At 57.1% G+C, this 23,440-nt stretch carries 29 protein-coding genes; 14 read left to right on the top strand and 15 right to left on the bottom strand.

The window, feature by feature from the left end; genetic code table 11:
* Window positions 1-7: 7 nt before the first annotated feature.
* The 7 genes from B9Z39_RS15300 to B9Z39_RS15270 form a co-directional block, all read right to left on the bottom strand.
* Complete coding sequence (locus B9Z39_RS15300; RefSeq protein WP_100145630.1) at window positions 8-955, bottom strand: VOC family protein; 948 nt, start codon at window positions 953-955, stop codon at window positions 8-10.
* A gap of 18 nt (window positions 956-973) precedes the next feature.
* On the bottom strand, window positions 974-1,702 hold the full coding sequence (locus tag B9Z39_RS15295; protein WP_199172936.1) for an ABC transporter ATP-binding protein: 729 nt from the start codon (window positions 1,700-1,702) through the stop codon (window positions 974-976).
* Window positions 1,695-3,425 (bottom strand): ATP-binding cassette domain-containing protein, encoded by a 1,731-nt coding sequence (locus tag B9Z39_RS15290; protein WP_108302327.1) that lies wholly within the window; start codon window positions 3,423-3,425, stop codon window positions 1,695-1,697. Before B9Z39_RS15290 ends, B9Z39_RS15295 begins: the two co-directional genes overlap by 8 nt.
* Window positions 3,426-4,283, bottom strand: coding sequence for a branched-chain amino acid ABC transporter permease (locus tag B9Z39_RS15285; protein ID WP_100145714.1), 858 nt, complete (start codon window positions 4,281-4,283; stop codon window positions 3,426-3,428).
* 14 nt (window positions 4,284-4,297) lie between these two features.
* Window positions 4,298-5,521 carry an amino acid ABC transporter substrate-binding protein gene (locus tag B9Z39_RS15280; protein WP_100145716.1) on the bottom strand — a complete coding sequence of 408 codons (1,224 nt, stop codon included), beginning with the start codon at window positions 5,519-5,521 and terminating at the stop codon, window positions 4,298-4,300.
* 110 nt (window positions 5,522-5,631) lie between these two features.
* A complete protein-coding gene (gene hemL, locus B9Z39_RS15275) occupies window positions 5,632-6,942 on the bottom strand; it encodes a glutamate-1-semialdehyde 2,1-aminomutase (protein WP_100145718.1) in 1,311 nt (436 codons plus the stop codon).
* Between the two features lie 14 nt (window positions 6,943-6,956).
* Complete coding sequence (locus B9Z39_RS15270; RefSeq protein ID WP_108302325.1) at window positions 6,957-7,892, bottom strand: bifunctional hydroxymethylpyrimidine kinase/phosphomethylpyrimidine kinase; 936 nt, start codon at window positions 7,890-7,892, stop codon at window positions 6,957-6,959.
* Between the two features lie 65 nt (window positions 7,893-7,957).
* On the opposite strand from B9Z39_RS15270, the gene B9Z39_RS15265 reads away from it, so the two are divergent.
* The 7 genes from B9Z39_RS15265 (at window position 7,958) to B9Z39_RS15240 (ending at window position 12,045) form a co-directional block, all read left to right on the top strand.
* Complete coding sequence (locus tag B9Z39_RS15265) at window positions 7,958-8,110, top strand: rubredoxin (protein ID WP_233202528.1); 153 nt, start codon at window positions 7,958-7,960, stop codon at window positions 8,108-8,110.
* Between the two features lie 8 nt (window positions 8,111-8,118).
* On the top strand, window positions 8,119-8,766 hold the full coding sequence (locus B9Z39_RS15260; RefSeq protein ID WP_108302323.1) for a hypothetical protein: 648 nt from the start codon (window positions 8,119-8,121) through the stop codon (window positions 8,764-8,766).
* A 364-nt stretch (window positions 8,767-9,130) separates the two neighbouring features.
* Window positions 9,131-9,937, top strand: coding sequence for a hypothetical protein (locus B9Z39_RS15255; RefSeq protein WP_199221226.1), 807 nt, complete (start codon window positions 9,131-9,133; stop codon window positions 9,935-9,937).
* A 104-nt stretch (window positions 9,938-10,041) separates the two neighbouring features.
* The gene (locus B9Z39_RS15250) at window positions 10,042-10,824 is read left to right on the top strand and encodes a hypothetical protein (RefSeq protein ID WP_108302319.1); all 783 of its coding nucleotides are present in this window, start codon (window positions 10,042-10,044) and stop codon (window positions 10,822-10,824) included.
* Between the two features lie 111 nt (window positions 10,825-10,935).
* A complete protein-coding gene (locus B9Z39_RS15245; protein WP_146183346.1) occupies window positions 10,936-11,508 on the top strand; it encodes a hypothetical protein in 573 nt (190 codons plus the stop codon).
* 89 nt (window positions 11,509-11,597) lie between these two features.
* Window positions 11,598-11,729, top strand: a complete 132-nt coding sequence (locus tag B9Z39_RS17225; RefSeq protein ID WP_255416830.1) for a hypothetical protein — start codon at window positions 11,598-11,600, stop codon at window positions 11,727-11,729.
* A gap of 61 nt (window positions 11,730-11,790) precedes the next feature.
* Window positions 11,791-12,045, top strand: a complete 255-nt coding sequence (locus tag B9Z39_RS15240; protein ID WP_108302315.1) for a DUF1272 domain-containing protein — start codon at window positions 11,791-11,793, stop codon at window positions 12,043-12,045.
* Window positions 12,046-12,092: 47 nt separating this feature from the next.
* Here the strand turns inward: B9Z39_RS15240 and B9Z39_RS15235 are convergent, their stop codons facing one another.
* Together B9Z39_RS15235 and B9Z39_RS15230 are read right to left on the bottom strand one after the other, a co-directional pair.
* Window positions 12,093-12,698, bottom strand: coding sequence for a pyridoxamine 5'-phosphate oxidase family protein (locus B9Z39_RS15235; protein WP_108302313.1), 606 nt, complete (start codon window positions 12,696-12,698; stop codon window positions 12,093-12,095).
* A complete protein-coding gene (locus tag B9Z39_RS15230) occupies window positions 12,695-14,182 on the bottom strand; it encodes a deoxyribodipyrimidine photo-lyase (RefSeq protein WP_108302311.1) in 1,488 nt (495 codons plus the stop codon). The genes B9Z39_RS15235 and B9Z39_RS15230 overlap by 4 nt, the downstream gene beginning before the upstream one ends.
* Window positions 14,183-14,203: 21 nt before the next feature.
* Here B9Z39_RS15230 and B9Z39_RS15225 point away from each other — a divergent pair, with 21 nt between their 5' ends.
* The 7 genes from B9Z39_RS15225 (at window position 14,204) to B9Z39_RS15195 (ending at window position 19,220) form a co-directional block, all read left to right on the top strand.
* On the top strand, window positions 14,204-14,842 hold the full coding sequence (locus tag B9Z39_RS15225; RefSeq protein WP_108302309.1) for a YqgE/AlgH family protein: 639 nt from the start codon (window positions 14,204-14,206) through the stop codon (window positions 14,840-14,842).
* Window positions 14,839-15,258 (top strand): Holliday junction resolvase RuvX, encoded by a 420-nt coding sequence (gene ruvX, locus B9Z39_RS15220; protein WP_100145732.1) that lies wholly within the window; start codon window positions 14,839-14,841, stop codon window positions 15,256-15,258. The genes B9Z39_RS15225 and ruvX overlap by 4 nt, the downstream gene beginning before the upstream one ends.
* Window positions 15,255-15,752 (top strand): bifunctional pyr operon transcriptional regulator/uracil phosphoribosyltransferase PyrR, encoded by a 498-nt coding sequence (pyrR, locus tag B9Z39_RS15215; protein WP_100145734.1) that lies wholly within the window; start codon window positions 15,255-15,257, stop codon window positions 15,750-15,752. The genes ruvX and pyrR overlap by 4 nt, the downstream gene beginning before the upstream one ends.
* A gap of 8 nt (window positions 15,753-15,760) precedes the next feature.
* Window positions 15,761-16,723, top strand: coding sequence for an aspartate carbamoyltransferase catalytic subunit (locus B9Z39_RS15210; RefSeq protein ID WP_108302375.1), 963 nt, complete (start codon window positions 15,761-15,763; stop codon window positions 16,721-16,723).
* Entirely contained in the window at window positions 16,720-18,033 is a 1,314-nt protein-coding gene (locus tag B9Z39_RS15205) for a dihydroorotase (protein WP_108302307.1), read from the top strand. The genes B9Z39_RS15210 and B9Z39_RS15205 overlap by 4 nt, the downstream gene beginning before the upstream one ends.
* Before the next feature lie 12 nt (window positions 18,034-18,045).
* Complete coding sequence (locus B9Z39_RS15200; RefSeq protein WP_108302305.1) at window positions 18,046-18,777, top strand: 1-acyl-sn-glycerol-3-phosphate acyltransferase; 732 nt, start codon at window positions 18,046-18,048, stop codon at window positions 18,775-18,777.
* A gap of 119 nt (window positions 18,778-18,896) precedes the next feature.
* Window positions 18,897-19,220: a metalloregulator ArsR/SmtB family transcription factor gene (locus B9Z39_RS15195; RefSeq protein WP_100145818.1), complete on the top strand. Its 324-nt coding sequence runs from the start codon at window positions 18,897-18,899 to the stop codon at window positions 19,218-19,220.
* Here the strand turns inward: B9Z39_RS15195 and B9Z39_RS17300 are convergent.
* The 6 genes from B9Z39_RS17300 to B9Z39_RS15170 form a co-directional block, all read right to left on the bottom strand.
* The gene (locus tag B9Z39_RS17300) at window positions 19,217-19,498 is read right to left on the bottom strand and encodes a DUF6036 family nucleotidyltransferase (RefSeq protein ID WP_100145740.1); all 282 of its coding nucleotides are present in this window, start codon (window positions 19,496-19,498) and stop codon (window positions 19,217-19,219) included. The two genes, B9Z39_RS15195 and B9Z39_RS17300, sit on opposite strands and share 4 nt — an antisense overlap.
* On the bottom strand, window positions 19,425-19,736 hold the full coding sequence (locus B9Z39_RS16930; protein WP_143474154.1) for a DUF6036 family nucleotidyltransferase: 312 nt from the start codon (window positions 19,734-19,736) through the stop codon (window positions 19,425-19,427). Before B9Z39_RS16930 ends, B9Z39_RS17300 begins: the two co-directional genes overlap by 74 nt.
* A gap of 398 nt (window positions 19,737-20,134) precedes the next feature.
* Window positions 20,135-20,497 carry a DsrE family protein gene (locus B9Z39_RS15185; protein ID WP_233202530.1) on the bottom strand — a complete coding sequence of 121 codons (363 nt, stop codon included), beginning with the start codon at window positions 20,495-20,497 and terminating at the stop codon, window positions 20,135-20,137.
* Window positions 20,498-20,579: 82 nt separating this feature from the next.
* A complete protein-coding gene (locus B9Z39_RS15180) occupies window positions 20,580-21,866 on the bottom strand; it encodes an NAD(P)/FAD-dependent oxidoreductase (protein WP_108302303.1) in 1,287 nt (428 codons plus the stop codon).
* A gap of 14 nt (window positions 21,867-21,880) precedes the next feature.
* Window positions 21,881-22,213 (bottom strand): c-type cytochrome, encoded by a 333-nt coding sequence (locus B9Z39_RS15175; RefSeq protein WP_108302301.1) that lies wholly within the window; start codon window positions 22,211-22,213, stop codon window positions 21,881-21,883.
* Between the two features lie 52 nt (window positions 22,214-22,265).
* Window positions 22,266-23,342, bottom strand: coding sequence for a YeeE/YedE family protein (locus B9Z39_RS15170; RefSeq protein WP_108302299.1), 1,077 nt, complete (start codon window positions 23,340-23,342; stop codon window positions 22,266-22,268).
* Window positions 23,343-23,440: the final 98 nt, after the last annotated feature.

Genomic DNA, 23,440 nt, shown 5'->3' with positions numbered 1-23,440 from the left:
AAAAAACTCAGGGAATCGCGTGGGTGATGAAGGCGTGTGGCACGGCTTCGCCCCATTGCGAGTTCAAGCCATCCTCGGCCGCATGGCTTTGCGTGGCGTAGCTGTTGTTGAGCACATCGCTGTCGGTCCAGTGCTCATGCACGCGACCCCAGGGGTCTTTCCAGTAGTCGTACACCTGGCTGCCCAACACGTGGCGGCCAATGCCCCATACGTGCTCGTATTTGTTGGCCTTCACCAAGTGCTGGTGACCCAGCATGATGTCGTCAATGTCTTGGGCTTCAAACGACAAATGGTTCAGGCCGGTGGTGGGGCCGTCGATCAACAAAAAGATGTGGTGGTCGACATAGGTTTCGCCTTTGTCCACTCGGTTGAACGAGGCAATGATGTTGTCTTTGCTGCCCGCATACACCTCGTCCGAGCAGACCAAGCCCAACACGTCGCGGTACCACTGAATTTTGGAATTGGCGTTCGGCGTCATCAGCACCGCGTGCGCCGCACGTTTGACATGTGACGGGCCAGCCGGCAAGCGCATCAATTTGCCAGCTCGGTTGTACTTGTTGTCGCCCGTGTTGAGGATGGCTTTGCGCACCGGCAGTGCGTCGAGTTGCTGCATGCCGCAGATCAACTCGATCTGATACCCCAAGGGGTCGGTGAGGCGCACGCGTTGGCCGCCACCGGGTTCGTCCACATGCTCAATACCCGTCGCGCCAGAAATCTTGGTGAATTTCTTCAGCTCATCGATGTTGTCGACCAAAAAGGACAGGCCAATGAATTTGGAAGGCCCCAAGTGCGTCACATGCAAGTGGTGGTTAGGGTCGGTGCCCCGCATGTACAAAGCGTCTTTGGTGCGTTCAGCCCGGTGCAACCCAAAATTGGTCAGAAACTCTTCGGCCTGATCCAGGCTGGGGGACTGCAAGCGGCCAAAGGCCAGATCACTCACTTTGCCAAACGACATAGGAATCTCCTTCGTGGTTTATACGCTCTCACCCAAATACGCTTGACGGATATGGGGCTGGGTCATCAGATCTTGCGGGTCACCCGTGCTCACAATGCGCCCACCTTCGAGCACATAGGCCCGTTGTGCGACATTGAGAGCGAGGACGGCGTTTTGTTCGATCAACAAAATCGACACGCCACTGCGGTGGATGTCGGCAATGGCTTCAAACACCTGTTGCACCACAAGGGGTGACAAGCCCAGCGAGGGCTCGTCAATCAGCAGCAATTTGGGGTGTGCCATCAAGGCCCGGCCAAAGGCCACCATCTGTTGTTGGCCCCCTGACAGCGTGCCTGCCAGTTGTGTGCGGCGTTCCTTGAGGATGGGGAACATGTCATACACACGCGCCATGGTGTCGGCGCGCAAGGGACGTGCATAGGGACGGTAGCAGCCCATGTCGAGGTTTTCTTCCACCGTCATGCCGCCAAACAACAAACGGCCCTCGGGCACGATGGACACATCGCGGTTGCACATCTGGCTGGCGGTCAAGCCCGTCACGTCTTCGCCGCGAAACACCAGCTTGCCAGAGCGCACGGGTTGCAAGCGCATCACCGTGTTCATCAAGGTGGTTTTGCCTGCCCCGTTGGGGCCGACGATGGAGACCAGCTCGCCTTCGTTGACATGAAAGTCGACACCCCACAACGCAGGGGCATCGCCATACGACACGTGCAGTGCCTCGGCTTGCAGGATGGGTTGTGTCTCAAGCATGGGCAGTTCCCAGGTAAGCGTTCACCACAGCAGGCTGGACCATCACGTCACGTGGCAGGCCATTGCCAATCACCTGACCTTGGTTGAGCACGATCAAGCGGTCGCACAACTCCACCACAGCGCGCATATTGTGTTCAATGAAGATGATGGTCGAGCCGCGTTCGCGGATCTCACGCACCAAGCTGATAGCGTGGTTGATCTCAGACGGTGTCAAACCGGCCAGCACCTCGTCGAGCAACACCAAGCGGGGTGACGACGACAACGCACGTGCCAACTCCAAAAATTTGCGCTGGTGCAAATTGAGCTCAGACGGCAGCGCGCGTGCGCGGTCGGCCAGTCCCACAAATTCGAGCCAGTACATGGCTTGTGCCGCCGCCGCTTTGCGTGGCAACTGAGGCCCACCAAACATGCCGGCCAAGGTGGCGTTCTCTAGCACCGTGAGGTTGGCGAAGGGGCGCGGAATTTGGTAGGTGCGTGCAATACCGGCATGGGCCGCGCGGTACGAGGGCAAGGGGATCAGGTCTTCGCCTTGAAACACAATGCGACCTGCTTCGGGTTTGAACAGGCCACTGATCACGTTGACCATGGTCGATTTGCCGGAACCATTGGGGCCCACCAAACCCAAAATCTCCCCGCGCTTGACCGTCAAACTCACATCGGACAAGGCATGGATGCCGCTGAACGATTTGCACACGCCTTCGATACGCAACAAGTCGTCCCCAGCGGCCCCGCGTACCTCAATCATCGAAGGGGCGACAGCTGCTGGCAGCGGTGCGGGTTTGCGCGCGCGTTTGAAGCGCTTCAAGATCTGCCCCAAGATGCCATCGGGCATGAACAAAATCACCACAATCAAAATCACACCAATGGCACCACGGCCCAAGATGGCGTAGTCGCCAGCGGTGAAGGCGTATAGCAATGCGGTGATGACCGTGGCCCCAACTGCCGGACCAAACCAGTGGCGAGAGCCACCCAACACGCTCATCAACACCACGTTCAGGGGCACCAAGATGTTGAACACTTCACCGGCGGTGACATACGACAAAAAGATGGCATGAATGCCCCCCGCCACACCAGCCAAAGCGCATGACAGGCCGAGAGCCAACAACTTGTAGCGCAGGGTGGGAATGCCCTGCACTTCGGCCACGTCTTCGTCGTCATGGATGGCAAACAAGCCCGAGCCCAGACGTGCATAAAACACATAGCAAGCGATCCACAGCGTCGCCATCATCAAGGCCAAAGCCAACAGGTAGAAGGTGGCAGAGGGTGAGGGCCCAATCTCAGGCACCGGCACTGCCGACAGATACACACCAGGTCCGCCGTCGATGGGGGTGTTCAAGATGATGGTTGCCAACACAAAGGTCACGGCCAGCGTGAGCAAGCCAAACAGCTCGCCGCGCAAGCGCCGCAACCTGAACACCACCGCGCCCAAGCCCACACCAAACAGCGCAGGCACCAGTGCTGCAAACGGCAAGGTGTAGAGGAAGGGCCAATCGAGTTTGCCGCTCAACACCGCGGTGGTGTAGATGCCCAAACCAAAAAAGGCCCCATGGCCAAACGAAAAATAGCCCGAGTAGCCCGACAAAATATTCCATGAGGTGGCCAAGACCACCCAGTGAAAAATCAGGTACAGAAACGATTCATAAAACGCGGGCAGCTTGAGCAACGGCAAGGCCGCCAAACCCAAACCCACCAGCACAAAAGTCCAGATCAGCCGCTTGTTCATTCAAATCTTTCCGGGACGCAACAAGAGCACCAAGATCAACAACGAGAAAGACACCAAAGGTGCCCACGCGGGTGCCGTGATGGCCATGGTGGCGGCTTCCGACATGCCAATCACAATGCCTGCGACCAAGGGCCCCAAGGGGTTGCCCAAGCCGCCAATCATCACGGCAGAAAACACCACGCCAATCCATGCATAAATTTGCGAAGGGGCCAAGGTGTAGCTCAAAGCCAAACACGCGCCCGCCACACCCGCAAAGGCCGATGCTGCACCAGACAGCAGCAAGGCCAGCATGGGTTCGTTGACGCCAAAGGCAGCGGCCATCTTGGGGTTCTCCGACATGGCACGCATCGCCTTGCCCACCGAGGTGTAGCGCAGCACTGCCCAGGTGGCCAAAGCCAGGGCGACCGAGATCAACAAGGTCAACAATTCAGGCAGGGGGATGTACATCACACCGACCTTGAACTTGATGTCTGCGTAATGCGACTCCAGCTTGCGGTAGTCGGCGGTCCACAGCCACTGAATCACGCTCTCAATCACCACCGTGATGCCAAAGGTCACCAACAGGGAGTTAAAGGGCGTGACCTTGAAGCGTGCAAACACCCAGTGCATGGCCATGCCGACCACAAAGAACCCCGGTGCCACGATGACCAAGGTCACCAAGGGGTCGATGCCAAAGCTCACCGAGAGCTGGTACGTCAGGTAAGCCCCAAAGAACGACAAGGCAAAGTGCGCCAGGTTGATTTGCTTGAGCATGCCCCAGGACAAGCTCAAGCCCAACCCTAACAAACCGTACAAACCGCCGATGAACAGGCCGGACAGCAGAGACTGTCCGAGTAACTCAAAACTAGGAAACTGCATGCAGGGTTCAAGCCTCAAGGAGCCAACATCTTGACGCCAGGCTTGGCATAGGCCTTGGGCCACACCACGACCCATTCGCCGTTTTGCACTTGTTTGATCTTGCTCACGTCATCGCCGTAGTTGTTCACGCCGTCAAAGCGCATCGGGCCTTCGATGGTGTTGACGGTGTTCTTCTTGAGCCAAATGGCCAAGGTGCGGTCATCCAAGCTCTTGGTGGCGGTGACTGCTGCTTCAAGCACTTGCCAGGCGGCAAACGATGCAGCGGCTTGGGTGTCCACAAAGGTGTCGGGTAAACCTGCTTTGGCAGCGCGTTCGTTGAAGATCTTCGCGAACTCTGCGGCCCCAGTGTTGCTGGTCATCGGTGCGTGTTGTTCAAAGATGGTCATGGCCAATGCGTTCTTGGCATCGGGTGTTTTCAGCATCGGGCCGGGTGAGGGCAGGAAGTGGAACATCTGTGGTGCGGGGTAGTCGATCTTCTTCATCGCATCCAGCAGCAACACGCCTTCCAGCGCAATCACGCCACCCCAAATGAAGTCGGGCTTGGCTTCTTTCAAACGGCTGGCAATGGCGCCGAAGTCACGGTTGCCAAAATCCCATTCGAGGTAGAGCACTTCGGTGAGGCCACGCTTCTTGGCGATTTCACGTGCGCCCACCGACATGAAGTGCACCGAAGGAAACTTCGATGTCACGATGGCAATCGTCTTGGGTGGCTTGGGGCCAGCGGCCAGCGCATCGAACACCAGGTTGGGACCCGTGGTGGCGGGGTCCACGCCCGTGGCCCAAGTGGGGAACTGCATGTCGTACTTGGCCAAGCTTGGAATACCAAACGTGTGGTGAATCAAAATTTTGTTGTAGCGCTGCGCCACACCCATGGCCGACAAAATGTTGGCGGTGGCATAAGGGCCAATCAACAAGTCGGCTTTATCGACCGTGACGATTTGTTCGTACAAGGTACGTGCCAGGTCGGGTTTGGATTGGTCATCCTTGAGGACCCATTCCACGGGACGACCGAGCAAACCATTCTTTTTATTGAGTTGCTCAATGTAGATCTCGCCCACCAGCTTGTGCACCATGGCCGTGGCCGACAAGGGACCGGTCAAGGCCAGTGTGCCGCCCACCTTGATGGGAGGGCCCGATGGTGCGGCTTGCGCAGGAGCGCTCAGCAATTGCAGGCCCAGCAGCAGGCTGAGCGTGGTGGTCAACAGCGAGGCGAGTGGTTGGATGGCAAATTTTTTCATCGGTACTCCATGGCTTAAGTGCTGTGCAATGTATGCCATGAAGTGGTCACTGACCATCCGCGTAAACCTTAGCTTATCTGTGTCGCCAAGGTGCCAAGACGATGTCCGTCTCAGCGTGTGACGGACCCCAATCGTTGGAAGACTGCCGCTGCAGCGGCTACCGTTTCTGCAATATCAGCCTGCGTGTGGGCGGCACTCACGAAGCCCGCTTCGTACAACGCGGGTGCGATGTAGACACCACGGTCCAGCAAACCATGGAACAGCTGGTTGAACCGTGGGCTGTCGCTGGTCATCACCTTGGCGTAGTTCTGGGGCAACTCGGGCAACAAGAAGAAGCCAAACATGCCGCCTTCGCAGTCGGCGCTGAAGGGAACGCCGGCTTGTGCGGCAGCAGCGCTCAAGCCATCAACCAAGCTGCGCGTGCGCGCACTCAATGCATCCCAGAAACCAGGTTTAGAAATTTCTTTCAGCGTGGCCAGACCGCAGGCCGTGGCCACGGGGTTGCCACTCAAGGTGCCCGCTTGGTACACCGGGCCGGTAGGGGCGAGTTGTTCCATGATGGCGCGTGGGCCACCAAACGCAGCCAGCGGCATGCCCCCGCCGATGACCTTGCCCAACACCGTGATGTCGGGCTTGAAGCCAGGAATGCTTTTGGCGTAAACGCTTTGGGCGCTGCCCAAGGCCACGCGAAAACCAGTCATCACTTCGTCAAACACCAACAGCGCGCCGTACTGAGTGCACAGTTCGCGGCAACGCTGCATGAAAGGCACCGAGGCCCGCACAAAGTTCATGTTGCCTGCGATGGGCTCAATCATCAAACACGCCAACTCTTTGCCATGCAAGGCAAACGCTTCTTCCAATTGCGGGATGTTGTTGTACTCCAGCACCAAGGTGTGCTGCACCACCTCGGGTGGCACACCGGCGCTGGTGGGGTTGCCAAAGGTGGCCAGGCCCGAACCCGCTTTGACCAGCAAGGCATCGGCATGGCCGTGGTAGCAGCCTTCGAACTTGATGATCTTGCTGCGGCCGGTGGCGCCACGCGCCAGACGCAAGGCACTCATGCCCGCTTCGGTGCCCGAGCTGACCAAGCGCACCATCTCCATCGATGGCACTTGCGCGAGGATGGCTTCTGCCAACTCAATCTCACGCTCGGTGGGCGCGCCAAACGAGAAACCATCCAACGCTGCTTTTTGCACCGCTTCCAGCACCACGGGGTTGCCGTGACCCAAGATCATGGGGCCCCAAGAGCCGATGTAGTCGATGTATTTTTTGCCGTTGGCATCCCAGAAATACGCGCCTTGTGCGCGCTGCACAAAACGGGGTGTGCCGCCCACGGCACGGAATGCGCGCACAGGCGAGTTCACACCACCGGGAATCACACGGGCAGCACGGTCAAACAATTCTTGGTTGCGATCAGTCATGGTCAATCTTGCTTTCAATGTTTGGTTTCAAAGCGTGGCAGCGAGAAATCTTCTGCCGTGGCGGGGCGTTCTTCACCGTCGTCGTTGTCTTCGTCGTCGACCTCGGCCCAAAACAAACGGTCTGGTAACACATGGCCCATGCCAGGTCGAAAACCACTGTTGAGGCTTTGGTCAAGAAAGTGCAGGGCTTCGTGGGTGGCCGCTTCCAGGTCGGTGCCTGTGGCCAGCAACGCCGCCAAGGTGATGCTCAAGGTGTCACCGGCACCGGCGAACACTGCGTCAAAGCGTTCAAAGCGTTCGCTCACCATCACGGTGTGTGCCGTGGCCAACGCGTTCTCCACTTGCTGGTCGGGGTGGTTGATGCCGGTCACCAACACATAGGGCACGCCCATGTCGGCTGCGGCGCGCGCCAAGTCACGCGGGCCGGGGCTGCGTGTTTGGTCCCAGTCGGGCAGCAGCCAGCGCCACAAGGTGTTGTGGTTGCCCACCAGCACCGTGGTCTGCGGCAGGATGAGTTCACGAAATGCGTCTAAGTAAGCGTCGATGTGTTCGTCTTCCCACCACGACAAATTGGGCATGTAGGCCACCACGGGCACCTCGGCGTAGTCGGTGGTGATTTCTGCAATCGCACTCAGATTTTCTGGGTTGCCGCAAAAGCCCACCTTGATGACCTGTACGCTCACATCTTCGAGCACGCTTCGCGCTTGCTCGGTCACAGCCTCTTCGTCAAAGGCGATGTGGTCAAAAATTTCAGCCGTGTCACGCATGTAGGCACCGGTGACTACGGGCAGTGCGTGTGCCCCCACGGAGGCACTGGCCAAAACGTCGGCACTGAGGCCGCCCGCACCACAGGGGTCGTTGGCATTGAACACCAACACACAAGGTGGTGCGGTGGCGACTTCGTCGGAGAGCGTGACGTCGTGGGAGAGGGGGGTGTTTTCTGGCGTCATGGGGCGTCGATACAATGCATTTCATTCTATGCGTTGACGAAAGAAATGCTGTGTCGAAAACTTGGATGTGTCTGATTTGTGGCTGGATTTACGACGAAGAGGCTGGTGCGCCTGACCATGGCATCGCCCCCGGCACGCCATGGGAGCAAGTGCCCATGAATTGGACGTGTCCCGAGTGCGGTGCGCGCAAAGAAGACTTTGAAATGGTCCAGTTTTAAGAGGTTTTATGCAAGTGCGCGCAGCCTTTGAGCGTCACTTGCTGGCTTTGTTGCGTCGTCGCCCTGCCATTGACTTGCCAGCCGTCTACCAACTGGAGCAGTTGTGCAAGCAACAGCTCAGCAGCGAAGCGCTGGCGGACTGGCGAACATTCTGGTCCTTGGTCATTCATTTTTTCACCGCCTTGCGTGTTGCGCCAGGGCGTGAATTCACCGAATCAGAAGCCTGTGCGGCCAACCAAGTGTTGAGTGGCGTGCTGTTGCGCGGGCAGTTTGATGTCCACGACGCGCCGAGCGCCGATGACTTGCAAGTCATCAGTCATTTGTTGTTTCTCGAACAAGCCGACATCATCTCGCAGCGCTTGGTGCACGACTTGCATCATTGGTCGCAAACGCCAGACGCCGACATGCCGCATGACGTGCAAGCCGATGCGCAACACATGGCGCAACTGGCGCGTGATGTGTCTTTGAATGGCGTGCACCAAGTGGCCGACACGCTGGCCATGCAACTGGCACGCTTGCGCACACAACGCGTGGTGGCCGATATTCATGCCAGTGTGCAAGGGGCACAAGAAGTCAGCCGTCTGTTGCAGCAATTTGCTGTTGGCAATGTGCGTGCCCCCCAAGAGAACGTACTGGCGGCCTTGCGAGGCGATTAGGCTTAAGCACTCACGCGTGGGGCATGACAACTTCGAATTGAGCCGCGCACCGCCTTTTTTTTTAAATATAAAAATACAAAATATTGAGTCGAATGTAGATATAACTTCTACTTTTCGAAGCTATAGTTAAAGGCAACGAATACGCTCGCGCACCCATCAAGCAGGCACTGAAGGGCCAAAGGCGGCGCGACGACTTTCATGGTTTTTTACGCCTGTACACGTGTGCAGTATTCAGGGATAAGCCAATGATGTTGGATGATTTTTTGCCTACCGTGCGTTCACGTTATCCAGAAGTAGCCAGCCATTTTGGCTGATTTGTCGTCTACATCAAAGTTAGCCCACAACTCATATGTCTGAGCCCATCTTGGAACTCGATTTCAGCAACAAACTAGAAATCACCATCAACAACAAGAAGCCGGTCGTGCTAACTGACCTGACGCTTTCTCTTCTTGGCGTGGCGCAGCAGTTCGAGAAATTCGTTGAGAATGAAACGAACGAACAACATCAGATCGGGGCCGAGTTGTTCATCAAGGATGTTAGGTCCGGCTCGATCATCGTCGAGCTTGTTGCTCAAGCTGCTCCGGTTGTACCGCTTCTTTGGCAAGGTGGCTCGCTGAAAGAATGGGCAGACTATGCAAGATCAGTTGTTGAGTGGTTAGGCGGAAAAATTAGCACTCCTCCGCAAGATTTAACAAAACAAGATCTAAAACAATGGAACAACATCTTGGAGCCAGTTGCTAAGGATGGCGGTTCGCAGATGAATTTCACTGTCTCAAAAGGCGGCACCGTCATTAATCAGGTGTTCATTAACTCTGAGCAAGCCAACGCTGCACAAAACGGCATTCGTCGTCAGCTAGAGAAACTGGACGAACCCGATGATCATATTCAGCGAAAGAGAGTAATGATCTGGAGCCAAACAAAATTTACTGATGGGACTAGCACCGGAGATAGAGCCATTATCGAAAGCATCAGCTCGACTCCGATCAAAGTCATTTTTGAGAACCATGCCGTCAAGAAGGCAATGCTGGCGGGGGATGCTCGCTTCTCTAAACAATGGCACGAGTTGGCATATATCGTCGATGTGAAAGTTCAAACTGTTCGCGGCACGCCCAAGGTTTACACCATCATCAACTACTATGACGAAGACACCTTTGATCCTGATGAGGGCTAATAATTCCGTTAAGAAGGACAGTCTGCAAACTGCGGTTGCACACCCTCAAATACTCTGCGCCGCTTGGTAACTACGGCCCCCCTTTACGTCAAACTTTAGAGCGTATGAATACCGACGCATTTGAAGCAATTAGAGCCGCGCACCAGAAGGTCGTGGCGGATCACGACGCCCTTCGTTCCTCTGAACCATTCGCAGCCCAGACCAAGCGGCTTTGGCGGCTCACGGAGGGTGTCGCATTGGGCGCTCACACCATATGGACGATGTCGAGGCGGTCGTCTATCTATGACGAGTTCATGTCCTTTCGGTTCTTAGACGATGCTCTGCAATCTGTCGTGGCCGTTTGGTCTCTCGCAAAAGAAGGTCAGCTGACGGCGGCGAAGCGCGAATTGCGGTATCTGCTTGAGTCCATCTCGAAGCATGTTTACGCCGACTTAAAGCTGATGGGAAAGCCGCTGGCCGAGAAAGTCACATTCCTGGCTAACGAAATCCCCAGATCCTCAGTGTCCTTTGTGAATGATTTTCGCCTCTACAGTTTTTCAGATTCCGAGAACAAGGCATTCATGGACGAGGTTAAGGATCGATACTCGTCCTTGTGCAGGTACGTCCATCGCTCACCCGAGCAAGTGGAAGAGTCGTTGCTACTGCTCGCCCAAGGGATCTCCCCCGGGTTCGAAACGCCGAAGCAGTTGGAGTCTTTCGTCCGTGAACTTGAGCGTGTGTACGACATGCTGCTCGTTCTCATGTTCAATGCGCTCGGTCTCAGCTTGGCAGGGGATGTCTTTGTTCATGTGTTAGACGATCACCGCGCTTGGCCGTACCACAAGACACGGTTTACCAAGCTGTTTTCGAAAGAGTTCGATTACAAGGCGGAGCGGCGTGCGCCCTAACAGTTCGCTTGACGCATACACGCAGCGGCTAAGCACCGCAAGCCGAGCGCGGGAGCATACGTCTCGCGGCGCCTTGCCGGTGCGCGCCGGTCTACCCCAAAGTTAGCAGTTATGAATGCCACTACTTCATCCCCTGAGGTGATGCATATAGACGAAGAAACCTTCCTGTTGCTTGGGCTGGCCTTATATTGCGCGCAAAAATTTGAGTTCGGTCTGTATGGCATTGCATCTCATATGACTCATTTGCCAGAAGCAAAGAAAGACAAGCGATTCGCAAACTTAACGCCTAACGACTTCCTGTCATCCCATCCAGAAAAGAAAGTGCTTAGAAAAGCAACGCTTGGTCAAATTTGCACTTTGTTTGGAGAGCGGCTACTACTTTCAAGCGAAGAGCTTGAGCAGCTTGTAACTGACAGAAATTTAATTGTTCATGATTTCTGGCGCGAGCTGCGCCCAATGAGGGGTGTAGTTGGTATTCCAAATCCAAACGATTTTCTGCGGGGTTTTATTACAAATGTGGAACGACTCAACGCGGCAATCAAAGGGCTACTTTCCTACTTGATGGAAGCAGCAGCTCAAAAGGAAGATAGGTCAACAGAGATCGCTATAACCAATGCTGATCTTGAGAACCGCAAGATATTTGAATCAATTGTGGCCGCACGGCTAGCAAATCATTCAACCTGACCTGAGTGAAAAACCGCGCAGGCCGGTGGATTCGAAAGTTAAACGTCAAAAGCCCTTTATCGAAATTCCGATTCCTAGTTCACACCTTCATGCACGCCACTACCATCGCAGAACTCGCCCAATTGACCCTTGATGGCACGCTGCTTTTCCCGGAGATCCTGGGGCGACATGGCGATCAGCATGTCGAGTGGTTTCCGGGCGCGGCGCCCGCTGATGCTTGAAGCTTTCTTCAAACCAAGGCGCTATACGTTTCACAAACATTGAACCAAGGAGCATCCTGTTATGTTGGAACTCAGACCTGGCTGCGAATGCTGCGACAAGGACTTGCCACCCGATTCCACAGACGCACGCATTTGTTCGTTTGAATGCACCTTTTGCGCGTCTTGCGCAGAAACAGTGCTTGGCGGCTCATGTCCCAACTGCGGCGGCGAATTGCTGGCACGCCCTCGGCGTCCGGCCAACAAGCTCGCCAACAACCCGCCCTCAACCCAGCGCATCCACAACCCCGCTGGCTGCAAGAAAGCTGCACAGCCGTGAGCGCCGACTCAAAAAAACGTACTAGCAGCCCTGCGCGGCGATTAGATTCACAGCATGCTTTGGTAGCGTTGAACCATGGCCTCTTGGGTTTCCGCAGGCTCGTCCAACTGGGCGTGGTCTTTGATCATCTGCCCCATGGTGGGCAGCACCGAGCGTTCCACCTGGCTGCTGGCTTGCCATAACTTGGCACGCATCATGGCTTTGGCGCAGTGCAAATAAGCCTCGCGTACCGTCACCTCAATCACAGCTTTCGGCGCACGTGCTTCGTGTGAAAACTTGGCAAGCAAAGCCGGTGATGTGCTGACCGTGGCGTGGCCATTGACGCGCAAAGTTTCGTCCACACCCGGAATCAAAAACAGCAAACCAATTTGCCCGGTGGCGATGATGTTCTCCAGCGTGTCGAGCCGGTTGTTGCCCGAAGCATCGGGCAGCCACAGCGTGGTGTCGTTGCCGACCTTCACAAAACCCGGCGCACCGCCGCGTGGCGAGGCATCCATTTGCTGCGTGGCACTGCTGCTGGAGACCACCACAAACGGTGACAGGGCAATGAAGCGCTGGATGTGTGCGTCCAGGTGTGCGAGTTGTTTTTTCACGGCCCGTTCACCGGGCTGGGCATACACACGGCGCAAGGCGTCGACAGATTGGATGTTCATTTCTCTTTTTTCACCACGGCGTAACGTTGCAGGGTCAAGGCGCGTGCTTCGGCATGGTCGACGATGGGGGCGGGGTAGTCCTTGCCCAATTGAAAACCTGCGGCTTGCAGCTCCATGGGTTTGGCCAGCCAGGGCGCGTGAATCGCTGCTGTGGAGAGCTTCGCCAAGGCCGGCACGTAGCGGCGAATGAATTTGCCCTCGGGGTCAAACTTCTCGCTTTGGCTGATGGGGTTGAAGATGCGAAAGTACGGTTGCGCATCGCAGCCGCTGGAGCTGGCCCATTGCCAGCCACCGTTGTTGGCAGCCAAGTCAAAGTCGTTGAGGTGTTGCGCAAAGTAGCGCTCGCCCCAGCGCCAGTCAATCCCTAAATCTTTCACCAAAAAACTCGCCACCACCATGCGCAGTCGGTTGTGCATGTAGCCGGTTTGGTTGATCTGTGCCATGGCCGCATCCACCAGCGGGTAGCCGGTGCGGCCTTCGCACCAAGCCGCAAACAGATCTTTGGCGTGCTTGTTGTGCTCCCACTTGATGGCGTCGTACTCGGGCTTGAACGATGCGTTCACCACCCGGGGGTGGTGGTGCAAGATCTGGTGGTAAAAATCGCGCCAGATTAGCTCCGATAACCAAACCTCTGCCCCCTTGGAGCCCGCCAGCATGCGCTGGTAACCCGTGGACGCGAGCTGACGGATGGACACCGTGCCAAAACGCAAGTGCACGCCCAGGTAGCTGGGGCCTTTGACGGCTGGAAAGTTGCGCGTCTCGTCATAACGGTCCATGCGGTCAAAAAAATCTTCAAACAAGGCCAGGCCGCCGGGGCTGCCGGTGGGCACATGCAGACTGCTCAGATTGGTGGGCTCAAAGCCCAGCTCGGCCAGTGTGGGAACGGGCACCTGGTAGGCCTTGGGTCTGGGGGCCAAGGCCTTGACGTACTTGCCCACCGGGTAAGAGCGCAAATAGAAGTCGTTGACTTTTTGTAGCCAGGCGTTTTTGTACGGCGTGAACACGCCATAGGGCTTGCCCATTTGGGTCAACACTTCGCTGCGCTCGAAAATCACATGGTCTTTGTAGGTTTGAAAGCCAATGCCCTTGTCCGCCAGCGCACCGCGTACCTTGGCGTCGCGCACCAATGCGTCAGGCTCGTCGTCGTGGTTGGCAAACACCTCTTGCACTCCCAGGGCTTGGGCCAACTGGGGCACCTCGTCGGCGGCCACGGCGTGGCGCACGATCAAGCCGGCTTTGGCGTCTCCCGCCACAGCGCGCAGTTCTGCGTCCAAGGTCACCAGCGACTCGCGGATGAACTCCACCCGTCGATCAAGACGAGGCAAGCTGTCCAAAATGGCACGGTCAAACACAAACACACAGTGCACTTGGCGGCAGCTTTTGAGCGCGTGGTACAGCGCTGCGTTGTCGTAGGCGCGCAGGTCGCGGCGAAACCACATCAGCCCCGCAGGGACATGCGAGGTGTGGCGTGAGGAGCTTGGCATGTTCACCCTTAAAATTGGTCCATGACTGCCGATTCTGCCCCCATCAACCTGACGCATCACTTTTTGATCGCTATGCCAGGGCTGGAGGACGCCACATTCGCCAAAAGTGTGGTCTATTTGTGCGAACACAGCGAGCGTGGCGCGCTGGGCCTGGTGATCAACAAGGCCAGCGACTTGAGCATGCAGGGTCTGTTTGAAAAAGTTGACTTGCCCCTGCTGCGTGCCGATCTCATCAACGCCCCGGTTTTGCAAGGTGGTCCCGTCCACACCGAACGTGGGTTTGTGCTGCACGAAGCCATGCTGGCAGCGCCTGAACAGACCGAGCAAGATGCTTTGGCGGCCATTCAAACCGACGCGCCGCCAGACTCGATTTATGCCTCGACCATGGTCATCCCCGGTGGTTTGGAGATGACCACTTCCAAAGACGTGCTCGAAGCCTTGTCCACCGGCGCGGGCCCACGACGTGTGCTGATTTCTCTGGGCTACTCCGCTTGGGGCCAAGGTCAGTTGGAGTCTGAGCTGGCCGAGAACAGCTGGCTCACGGTCGGGGCCGATATGTCGGTGATTTTTGACACGCCGCTGGAGCAGCGCTACGAACGAGCCATGGGTTTGTTGGGCCTGGCGTCTTGGATGTTGTCTTCCGAGATCGGCCACGCATGAGCAGCCTGCCCGCGCGCGACGTGCCTGCCAACCTGCAGTCTTTTTTGGCGTTTGACTTTGGCGTCAAACGCACCGGCGTGGCCTATGGCAGCCGATTCTTGCGCGAAGCTCAACCCCATGCCACGGTCAACGCCGAAGGCAATGCACGCTGGCCCCTGATTACCCAACGCATTGCCGAGTGGCAGCCCGACGCCTTGGTGGTGGGCGTACCGTTTCACCCCGATGGTGCCGCGCACGACAACACTGCCAAAGCGCGTCAATTTGCACGCCAGTTGCATGGCCGTTTCCAGTTGCCCGTGTTTGAGGTGGACGAGCGCTACAGCACCACCGAGGCCTTGAGCCAAGGGGCCAAAGACGCCGATGCCGCATCCGCTTGCATCATCTTGAACCAATTTTTTCGAGAGCTTGCCCCATGAACGGAAACCTACTTTTAGATGCTGAGAGCTTGTATGTCGAGCTGCTCAAAGGCGTGCGCAGCTTGCTCACGCCTGGCACCCGTTTGGTGGGCATCACCTCTGGCGGCGCCTGGCTGGCGGCGCGTTTGCAAAAAGACCTGGGCTTAGAGGGCGAGGCGGGCAGCATCTCGTCGGCCATGCACCGTGACGACTTTGCCCAGCGCGGCCTGGCCGACGGCGGTCAAACCAAGTTGCCCTTTGAAATCAACGGCGCGCACCTGATCGTACTCGACGATGTGCTCTACACCGGACGCACCATCCGTGCGGTGCTCAACGAGTTGTTTGATTACGGTCGCCCCGCCAGCGTCAAGTTGGCGGTATTGGTGGACCGTGGTGGCCGCGAGTTGCCGGTGCAGGCCGACTTTGCAGCGGCGCGCGTGGCCTTACCCGCCAGCCAATCGCTGGCCTTGGCCAAAACCGAAGCTGGCGAATTTAATTTTTCTGTGAAAGCTTGAGCCGCGACATGCTCTACAAACGCAACCCCCAACTCAACAAAAATGGTGAGCTCATCCACTTGCTCTCCACCGAAGGCTTGTCGCGTGACATCCTCACGCACATCCTCGACACGGCGGCCAAGTTTGTGTCGGTCAACGACCGCGAAGTCAAAAAAGTGCCTCTGCTGCGCGGCAAAAGCGTGTTCAACCTGTTCTTTGAAAACAGCACCCGCACCCGCACCACCTTTGAGATCGCTGCCAAGCGCTTGTCGGCGGACGTGTTCAACCTGGACATCGCACGCTCTTCGGCCAGCAAAGGCGAGTCCTTGCTCGACACCATTGCCAACCTGAGCGCCATGGCCGCCGACATTTTTGTGGTGCGCCACAGCGAGTCGGGCGCGCCCTACCTGATTGCCGAACACGTGGCGCCGCATGTGCATGTGGTCAACGCCGGTGACGGACGTCATGCCCACCCGACCCAAGGTCTATTGGACATGTACACCATCCGACACTACAAAAAAGACTTCACCAACCTCACCGTGGCCATCGTGGGCGACGTGCTGCACTCGCGCGTGGCACGCTCCGACATCCACGCACTCACCACCCTGGGCTGTGCCGAGGTGCGGGTGGTCGGCCCCAAGACCTTGGTGCCGGGCGACTTGGCGCAAATGGGCGTCAAGGTGTTCAACAACCTCGAAGACGGCATCCGTGGCTGCGATGTGGTGATCACCTTGCGCTTGCAAAACGAACGCATGAGCGGCGCCTTGCTGCCTTCCAGCCAAGAATATTTCAAAGCCTTTGGCCTCACGCCAGAGAAACTCCAACTGGCCAAACCCGACGCCATCGTCATGCACCCAGGCCCGATCAACCGCGGCGTCGAGATCGACTCGGCGGTGGTCGACGGCCCGCAAAGCGTGATCTTGTCGCAAGTGACGTTTGGCATTGCCGTGCGCATGGCGGTCATGTCTATCGTGGCGGGGAATGAAGCATGAACATCCTGATTCAACACGGTCGCGTGATCGACCCAGCCTCTGGCCTCGACCAAACCGCTGATGTGGCGGTGGCGGGCGGCCGCATCGTGGCCATCGTCCAAGCGGGCGAGTCCTTGCCTGTAGGCTTCTCGCCCGAGCAACGCATCGACGCCACAGGCTGCATCGTGGCGCCTGGCTTGGTGGATTTACAAGTGCGCTTGCGCGAGCCTGGCTATGAGCACGAGGGCATGCTCGACTCCGAACTCAACGCTGCCGTGGCTGGTGGTGTGACCAGCTTGGTCTGCCCACCCGACACCGACCCGGTGCTCGACGAGCCCGGCTTGGTGGAAATGCTCACCTTCCGTGCTGACAAACTGCACCGTGCCCGTGTGTTCCCGCTTGGCGCTTTGACCCGTGGCCTGCAAGGCGATGTGTTGACCGAGATGGTCGAACTCACGCAAGCCGGTTGCGTGGGATTCAGCCAGGCCGAGGTGGCCCTGGCCAATACCCAGGTGCTGCAACGCGCACTGCAATATGCCGCCACGTATGGCTACACCGTCTGGTTGCGGCCTCAAGAATTGCATTTGGGCAAAGGCGTGGCCGCCAGTGGCGCACTGGCCACCCGTCTGGGCTTGAGTGGCGTGCCGGTGGCGGCTGAAACCATTGCCTTGCACACCATCTTTGCCCTCATGCGTGCCACCAAAGCGCGCGTGCACCTCTGTCGCATCTCCAGTGCCGAAGGCGTTGAGCTGGTGCGTGCGGCGAAGCTGGAAGGCTTGCGCGTGACCGCAGACGTCAGCATCAACTCCTTGCATCTGACCGACCATGACATGGGTTACTTTGACAGCCGCGCCCGTGTGACGCCCCCGCTGCGTCAGCAACGTGACCGCGATGCTTTGCGTGCCGCCTTGGCTGACGGCACCCTGGATGCCCTGGTGTCTGACCACACCCCCGTGGACGTGGATGCCAAAGCCTTGCCCTTTGCAGAAGCTGAGCCGGGCGCCACCGGGCTGGAGTTGTTGTTGAGCCTGGCCCTCAAGTGGGCGCAAGACTCAGGCGTGAGCCTGCTGCGCGCTCTGGATGTGCTCACGGCACAACCCGCCCGCGTGCTGGGTGACAGTGTGGTGGGCCATCCCAGCTTGGGGCAGTTGCGGGTGGGTGGCGTGGCCGATGTGGTGGTGTTTGACCCCGAGGCGCAGTGGCGCGTCACGCCCGACGCACTGCGTAGCCAAGGCAAGCACACCCCGTTTGCGTTTGACATGAGCGGCATGGCCTTGCCTGCCCGCGTCAAAGCCACCTTGGTGGATGGGCTCATCGCCTACCAGGTCTGATCTGGCCCGACCATGCGTGCCTTGCAAGCGCTGTACAAATTTGCACGCGTGCTGGGTTGGGTGGTTTATGGCTACTGGCGTGTGCGCACTTTTTCCCCCAAACTCAGTGACACACAACAAGCTCGCGCCGTCGAGGTGTGGGCTCGCGGCATGTTGGCCATCATGGGCATTGAGGTACGTGTCAAAGGCCATCCAAGCCCGGGCCCAGTGTTGATGGCGGCCAACCACATCTCGTGGTTGGACATCTTGGTCATGCATGCTGCTTGTCATTGCCGATTTGTGGCCAAGTCGGAAATTCGCAACTGGCCCCTGTTGGGGGTACTCACCACCGGCGGTGGCTCGCTCTACATTGAACGTTCCTCCAGCCGGGACGCCATGCGCTTGGTGCACCACATGGCCGATGCCTTGCGCCAAGGCGATGTGCTGGCCGTGTTTCCAGAGGGCGGCACGGGCGACGGCGTCACCCTGTTGCCCTTTCACGCCAACTTGCTGCAAGCCGCCATTTCTGCCCAGGTGCCTGTGCAACCGGTGGCTTTGCAGTTTGTCGAAGCGGCGACCCACCAGCGTAGCCTGGCACCGTGTTACCACGCGCACGACACCTTGATCAGTTCGTTGTGGCGCACCTTGTGTGCGCCGCCTTTGTTGGCTGTGGTGCACTACGGCAGCACACAAAACACGCGGGATCGCCACCGGCGCGATTGCGCGCAAGACGTGCAAACGGCTGTCGCCGATTTGTTGAAGTGATATCCTCTGCGCCCATGGCCACTTCCAAGTCTTCACCATCCGCTGTCAAAGCCAAATCGGCGAAAAAAGTGTTGCCTCTGGCCAAAGTGAAAGCCAAAGCCAAACCTGCGGCGAAGGCCATGCCTCAAGCCACCGATGCTTTGACCGATGACGATGCGGTGTTCAACATGGCCGCCGAAACCTTTCGCGTCATGTCGGCACCCATGCGCTTGAAGATCATCAGCAGCTTGTGCAACCAAGAAAAAAATGTGGGTCAGCTGCTGGAAGAAATCGACACCACCCAGCCCAATATGTCACAGCACCTGAACACCTTGTTCAAGGCCAAAATCTTGGGCCGTCGCCGTGAAGGGGTGCAGATTTATTACCGCATCATCAACGAAAGCGTTGTCACGGTATGCCGTGCGGTGTGCATGCAAATCGCCATCGACGATGTGACGATTTAAGACGCTGGGTCTTCCTTGAGAGATTTCAGCCAACGACGATGACGCTTGATCAGGACTCTAGCAGCCTCCAACTCACCAGGTAGTGCTATTGCTGTATGTACGACTCTATCAATGATGTCTAGATCAAGAAGTCCAATTCTCAATCCAGCCTTGATCCACCTCACATCGCGTTCTTCGCCGCGTATATATTTAGAAACGGCAACATCATTCGGATTGACGAAGAAAGCGTTGATTTCCCCAACCTTCAGGGAACGACGGTAAGCTTGGTGATACGGCATCTAAATAATAGCCCTCTTCAATTTCAAAAATGGACCCTTGGCCAAGATTTGGATGCAACTCGCTGGTTCGGCCTGGGTCGTGTTTGATATAGAGGTCTACATCAATGGATCGGATCATTGCTGGTGGTGGGTTCTTTGTAGCGCCAAGAATAGCCAAAGACCCAACGATCACGTAATCCGTGTGACCACTTCGAGCTCGCGCTTGGATCAACAAGCGTTCAATTTCATCAAGCCCCATTTTTAGTCTCAGAAATGAGGAATGAGAAGGGAGTGTTTTGCATCAACCCTAGAGCGTGTTTTGAATTGGGGTCAAGTATCAAAGATTTGAATTTATCAGTGGATTGCGAAGACAAAACCGCGGTCCAATGTCGGATGAAGTAACTGCTACAAAGTTTTCTTGTTTCCCACAGTCTGATTCTCTCTTGTGCTTTTCGCAGCAACTCTTGTCTGCGCTCACTTTCTAAGAGTTCACACACTTTGGCGTGGAAGTCACGTAACGCAAGATCTTGCGCTTGCTTTTGGCGTCGTGCTTCAAGGTGTGTGTTGATGTCCATAAGAATCCTGAGCTGTCATGCTAACTGGGAGAGCTTCAATTGCCAATTTCAGTGCCCTAACGCAGATACTTAGAAGAGAACGTCAAGGCTTCAAATACACATAGCCTTCTTTGGCTTGCAGTCGGGCCACTTCGGCCACACCTGAGGGCACGATTTTGGCTTCCATCAACACTTTGGAGGCGTCGATTTTGCGAACCTCCAAGGTGTTGTTGCAGACCCGAAACTGCACACCTTTGCTCGCCAGGTCTCCCACCACACCGCTGAACTCGCGGCCTTTGCTGTCTTTGGCACCTTCGAGCAAAAAGTCAATGCCAGGACCGTGGGTGACCACGGTAATTTGCGCCGTGGCGTCGGCGTTGAGGTGGTTGCGCACGTTGTTCAAAATGGCTGCCGTGGTTTCGATGCCGGTGTTGACGTGGTAGACCACCTTGACCGCTTGGGCCATGGTCAGTGTGCTGGCAGACACCAGCAGCACAGCGGTGATGAGCGTTTTGAGGTGTTGTAAAAATTTCATGGTTGTCTCACATTCACATTAAAGAGTCGGCCCAAATATTTTGGGCCCAGTTCAAAGCGTACAGACCTTCGAGTTCGCTGGGTGCGGGCGAAAGGCCGCCCGAGCCAGGCACAGTTTTGTAGGTGTTTTCTTTGCTGTCGTATTGGTGCATCGAAGCCACGTGTACTGCCACCTTGTCGTCCACAAAGCTGTAGCAAGTGTTGCTCAAGAACGGGGCCGGGTTGACCGCCATGTCTGACAGTTGCGCCACAACAGCCGCTGCCGCAACCTTGCCGTGCGAGTTGGCCATGTGGCCCGACTTGGGCATCAGTGGCGCAATCATGATCGAGTCGCCAATGATGTGGATGTCTTTGGCCTGTGTCGATTCAAAGGTCAAAAAGTTCACGCCACACCAGCGGCCATTGGCATTGGCCAAATGCGTTTGCACCGCAATGCTGCCTGCGCGCATGTTGGGCAACACATTGAGCACGTCGGCTTTGAGGTCGTTTTGAATTTCAAACTGCAAGGTGCGGTTCTTGGCGTCCACCCCAATGACTTTTTGTTGTGGCACGTACTCGAGAATGCCTTTGTAGTTATCGGCCCAGAATTTTTTGAACAACGGCCCTTTGGAGGTGACGTCTTGGTTGGCATCCAAGATCAACACCTTCGATTTAGGTTTGTGCTGCTTGAAATAATGCGCCACCTGGCTGGCGCGCTCATACGGGCCGGGTGGGCAACGGTAGGGTGCTTCTGGCACGCTGATGGCAAACACACCGCCATCGGGCATGGCTTCGAGTTGCTTGCGCAAGGCCAGTGTTTCGGGGCCTGCTTTCCAGGCGTGCAAGATTTGCCCCGACGCATTGGCGGCTTGCAGACCTTCGATGCTGTTGAACATCAGCTCGATGCCGGGCGACATGATGAGCTTGTCGTAGCGGATGCTGGGGCCGCTGGCCAGAGTGACGGTCTTTTTCTCGGGGTCAACGCGGCTCACGTAATCGCGCACCACGTTGACACCATGGTTGCCTGAGAGCTTGTCATAAGGCGTGGTGATATCGGCCATGGTTTTGCTGCCACCAATGACCAGGTTGGAGATGGGGCACGACACAAATGCGGCATCGGGCTCGACCATCACCACATCGATTTTGTAGTTGGAGAGCAAGCGCACGTACTTGGCCGCAGTGGCACCGCCGTAGCCGCCACCAATGACCACCACACGGGCTTTTTCAGGAACGCGTCCTGTGCTGGCACAACCTGACAAATGGGCCAAGCTGCCCAGTGAACCGAGTGCCAAAGAGGCTTGAACAAAGCTGCGACGTTTCATGTGAGGCTCCTGAATCAGCGTGGCACGGCAGCGTAGTAGCTGGCGATGGTGTTGACTTGTGCATCGGTCAGGCCTTTGCTGAGCTGGTGCATCACCGTGGCAGGGCGGGTGCCTTCTTTGAACGCTTTCAATTGCAAGACCATGTAGTCCTTGGGCATGCCTGCCAGCGAGGGAATCTTGGAGCCTTCCACGGTTTTGCCTTCGGTGCCATGGCAGTTGGCACACATGGCCACCGTGGCACGGGTATGCAGTGTTTCAGCAGATGGTTGCGCCTGGGCTGCGGCACTCAAGCCGCCAGCCAAGACGCAGGCGATCAAGCGTAGGGGTTGGACAGAACGTGTTGTCATGTGGACCTCGGTTGAAGCAAGTTGAATCAGTCAGTCCGCGTACTTTAACGGCTCACGGCTGAACCAGCATCGGGGCTGAACGCGGTGGTGCATCCAGCCACCGGTCCATGATGCCTGCGCCCATCCACATGCCGGCCAACGCCAGCCAGGCAGTGAGCGCAAAGATGGCACCGCCCGTCACACCCGCACCCACTGCGCAGCCTCCGGCCAGCATGGCGCCAAAGCCCATCAGCACGGCACCGCCAATGTAGCGGCGCATGCTGTAGCCGTCTTTGAACCCTTCCAGCGTCAGCTCATGGCCCCACCAAGCCGAGACAAAGGCACCCAAGAACACGCCAGGCAGCAAACCAAAATCGAAATTCAAACCCGGCGGGTTGGGTGCAATCACCCGCATCAGCCAATCTGCGGAAGGCCCGCTGAAAGTGATGCCTTGCAAGGGCACCACCTCAAACGAGGCGTGTGCCACTTGAAATGACCACCACCACGCCAGCGCCACACTCAAGCCGGTGCCAATGCCGCCCAGCCACATCCAAGCCCGTTGTGTGGTGCGGGTGGTGAAGTACAGCGCGGCCAGCAACCACAGCACACCAATCCACAGTCCGGTGGTGTGCGTCCAACCCAACAGGGCCAACACATCGCGGCTTGGCCCTGCGTCCACGGTCCACAACGCACTCAGGCGTTCACGCCAGGGGGCCAGCGCACCTGAGAGCGATGACTGTGCCGTCACCGCAAAAATCAAACCCGACAAGAGGGCTCGCAAATTGCCGGTGGCCGACAGCACCAGCAAACGGCTGGCGCAGCCACGCGTCATCACCATGCCTGCGCCAAACAACAACCCACCCATCAATGCACCCGACAAGCTGCCACGTGTGGCCAGTTGGCGGGCGCTGGACACATCCAGTGCGCCCACCACGATCAGTGATTGAATGGCAATCACGGCTGTGGCAAAGGTCAGCAACCACACGGACAGCTTCTCGCCGAATTGGCGGTGCCAAAACTCAATCACCGCGGCACGCAGGCAAAAGCGTGAGCGTTGCGCAAAAAAGCCAAACAAGCAGCCCACCACGCCGCCGCCCATTGCCAGCACCACGCTTTCACCGTAGGTGTCGTTGAGAAAGGTAAAGTTCATTTAATTTAGTCCGCGCTTATATTTGCGCTATGCTAAGTCCAACCAGAGGCGATGCTTTTGATCCGCATCAAAGTTGAATACCTCGAGGTCTGAGGAGA

The sequence above is a fragment of the Limnohabitans sp. JirII-29 genome, assembly GCF_003063395.1.
Classification (GTDB): Bacteria; Pseudomonadota; Gammaproteobacteria; order Burkholderiales; family Burkholderiaceae_C; genus Limnohabitans.
Note: the sequence above shows the minus strand (reverse complement) of the source record. Positions and strands in the feature narration are given on the sequence as shown.

Bases quoted from the DNA above. Each gene is read 5' to 3' on its own strand.
- B9Z39_RS15300 (WP_100145630.1), bottom strand. From the start codon at position 955: ATGTCGTTTGGCAAAGTGAGTGATCTGGCCTTTGGCCGCTTGCAGTCC.
- B9Z39_RS15295 (WP_199172936.1), bottom strand. From the start codon at position 1,702: ATGCTTGAGACACAACCCATCCTGCAAGCCGAGGCACTGCACGTGTCG.
- B9Z39_RS15290 (WP_108302327.1), bottom strand. From the start codon at position 3,425: ATGAACAAGCGGCTGATCTGGACTTTTGTGCTGGTGGGTTTGGGTTTG.
- B9Z39_RS15285 (WP_100145714.1), bottom strand. From the start codon at position 4,283: ATGCAGTTTCCTAGTTTTGAGTTACTCGGACAGTCTCTGCTGTCCGGC.
- B9Z39_RS15280 (WP_100145716.1), bottom strand. From the start codon at position 5,521: ATGAAAAAATTTGCCATCCAACCACTCGCCTCGCTGTTGACCACCACG.
- hemL (WP_100145718.1), bottom strand. From the start codon at position 6,942: ATGACTGATCGCAACCAAGAATTGTTTGACCGTGCTGCCCGTGTGATT.
- B9Z39_RS15270 (WP_108302325.1), bottom strand. From the start codon at position 7,892: ATGACGCCAGAAAACACCCCCCTCTCCCACGACGTCACGCTCTCCGAC.
- B9Z39_RS15265 (WP_233202528.1), top strand. From the start codon at position 7,958: ATGTGTCTGATTTGTGGCTGGATTTACGACGAAGAGGCTGGTGCGCCT.
- B9Z39_RS15260 (WP_108302323.1), top strand. From the start codon at position 8,119: ATGCAAGTGCGCGCAGCCTTTGAGCGTCACTTGCTGGCTTTGTTGCGT.
- B9Z39_RS15250 (WP_108302319.1), top strand. From the start codon at position 10,042: ATGAATACCGACGCATTTGAAGCAATTAGAGCCGCGCACCAGAAGGTC.
- B9Z39_RS15245 (WP_146183346.1), top strand. From the start codon at position 10,936: ATGAATGCCACTACTTCATCCCCTGAGGTGATGCATATAGACGAAGAA.
- B9Z39_RS17225 (WP_255416830.1), top strand. From the start codon at position 11,598: ATGCACGCCACTACCATCGCAGAACTCGCCCAATTGACCCTTGATGGC.
- B9Z39_RS15240 (WP_108302315.1), top strand. From the start codon at position 11,791: ATGTTGGAACTCAGACCTGGCTGCGAATGCTGCGACAAGGACTTGCCA.
- B9Z39_RS15235 (WP_108302313.1), bottom strand. From the start codon at position 12,698: ATGAACATCCAATCTGTCGACGCCTTGCGCCGTGTGTATGCCCAGCCC.
- B9Z39_RS15230 (WP_108302311.1), bottom strand. From the start codon at position 14,182: ATGCCAAGCTCCTCACGCCACACCTCGCATGTCCCTGCGGGGCTGATG.
- B9Z39_RS15225 (WP_108302309.1), top strand. From the start codon at position 14,204: ATGACTGCCGATTCTGCCCCCATCAACCTGACGCATCACTTTTTGATC.
- ruvX (WP_100145732.1), top strand. From the start codon at position 14,839: ATGAGCAGCCTGCCCGCGCGCGACGTGCCTGCCAACCTGCAGTCTTTT.
- pyrR (WP_100145734.1), top strand. From the start codon at position 15,255: ATGAACGGAAACCTACTTTTAGATGCTGAGAGCTTGTATGTCGAGCTG.
- B9Z39_RS15210 (WP_108302375.1), top strand. From the start codon at position 15,761: ATGCTCTACAAACGCAACCCCCAACTCAACAAAAATGGTGAGCTCATC.
- B9Z39_RS15205 (WP_108302307.1), top strand. From the start codon at position 16,720: ATGAACATCCTGATTCAACACGGTCGCGTGATCGACCCAGCCTCTGGC.
- B9Z39_RS15200 (WP_108302305.1), top strand. From the start codon at position 18,046: ATGCGTGCCTTGCAAGCGCTGTACAAATTTGCACGCGTGCTGGGTTGG.
- B9Z39_RS15195 (WP_100145818.1), top strand. From the start codon at position 18,897: ATGCCTCAAGCCACCGATGCTTTGACCGATGACGATGCGGTGTTCAAC.
- B9Z39_RS17300 (WP_100145740.1), bottom strand. From the start codon at position 19,498: ATGCCGTATCACCAAGCTTACCGTCGTTCCCTGAAGGTTGGGGAAATC.
- B9Z39_RS16930 (WP_143474154.1), bottom strand. From the start codon at position 19,736: ATGGGGCTTGATGAAATTGAACGCTTGTTGATCCAAGCGCGAGCTCGA.
- B9Z39_RS15185 (WP_233202530.1), bottom strand. From the start codon at position 20,497: ATGGCCCAAGCGGTCAAGGTGGTCTACCACGTCAACACCGGCATCGAA.
- B9Z39_RS15180 (WP_108302303.1), bottom strand. From the start codon at position 21,866: ATGAAACGTCGCAGCTTTGTTCAAGCCTCTTTGGCACTCGGTTCACTG.
- B9Z39_RS15175 (WP_108302301.1), bottom strand. From the start codon at position 22,213: ATGACAACACGTTCTGTCCAACCCCTACGCTTGATCGCCTGCGTCTTG.
- B9Z39_RS15170 (WP_108302299.1), bottom strand. From the start codon at position 23,342: ATGAACTTTACCTTTCTCAACGACACCTACGGTGAAAGCGTGGTGCTG.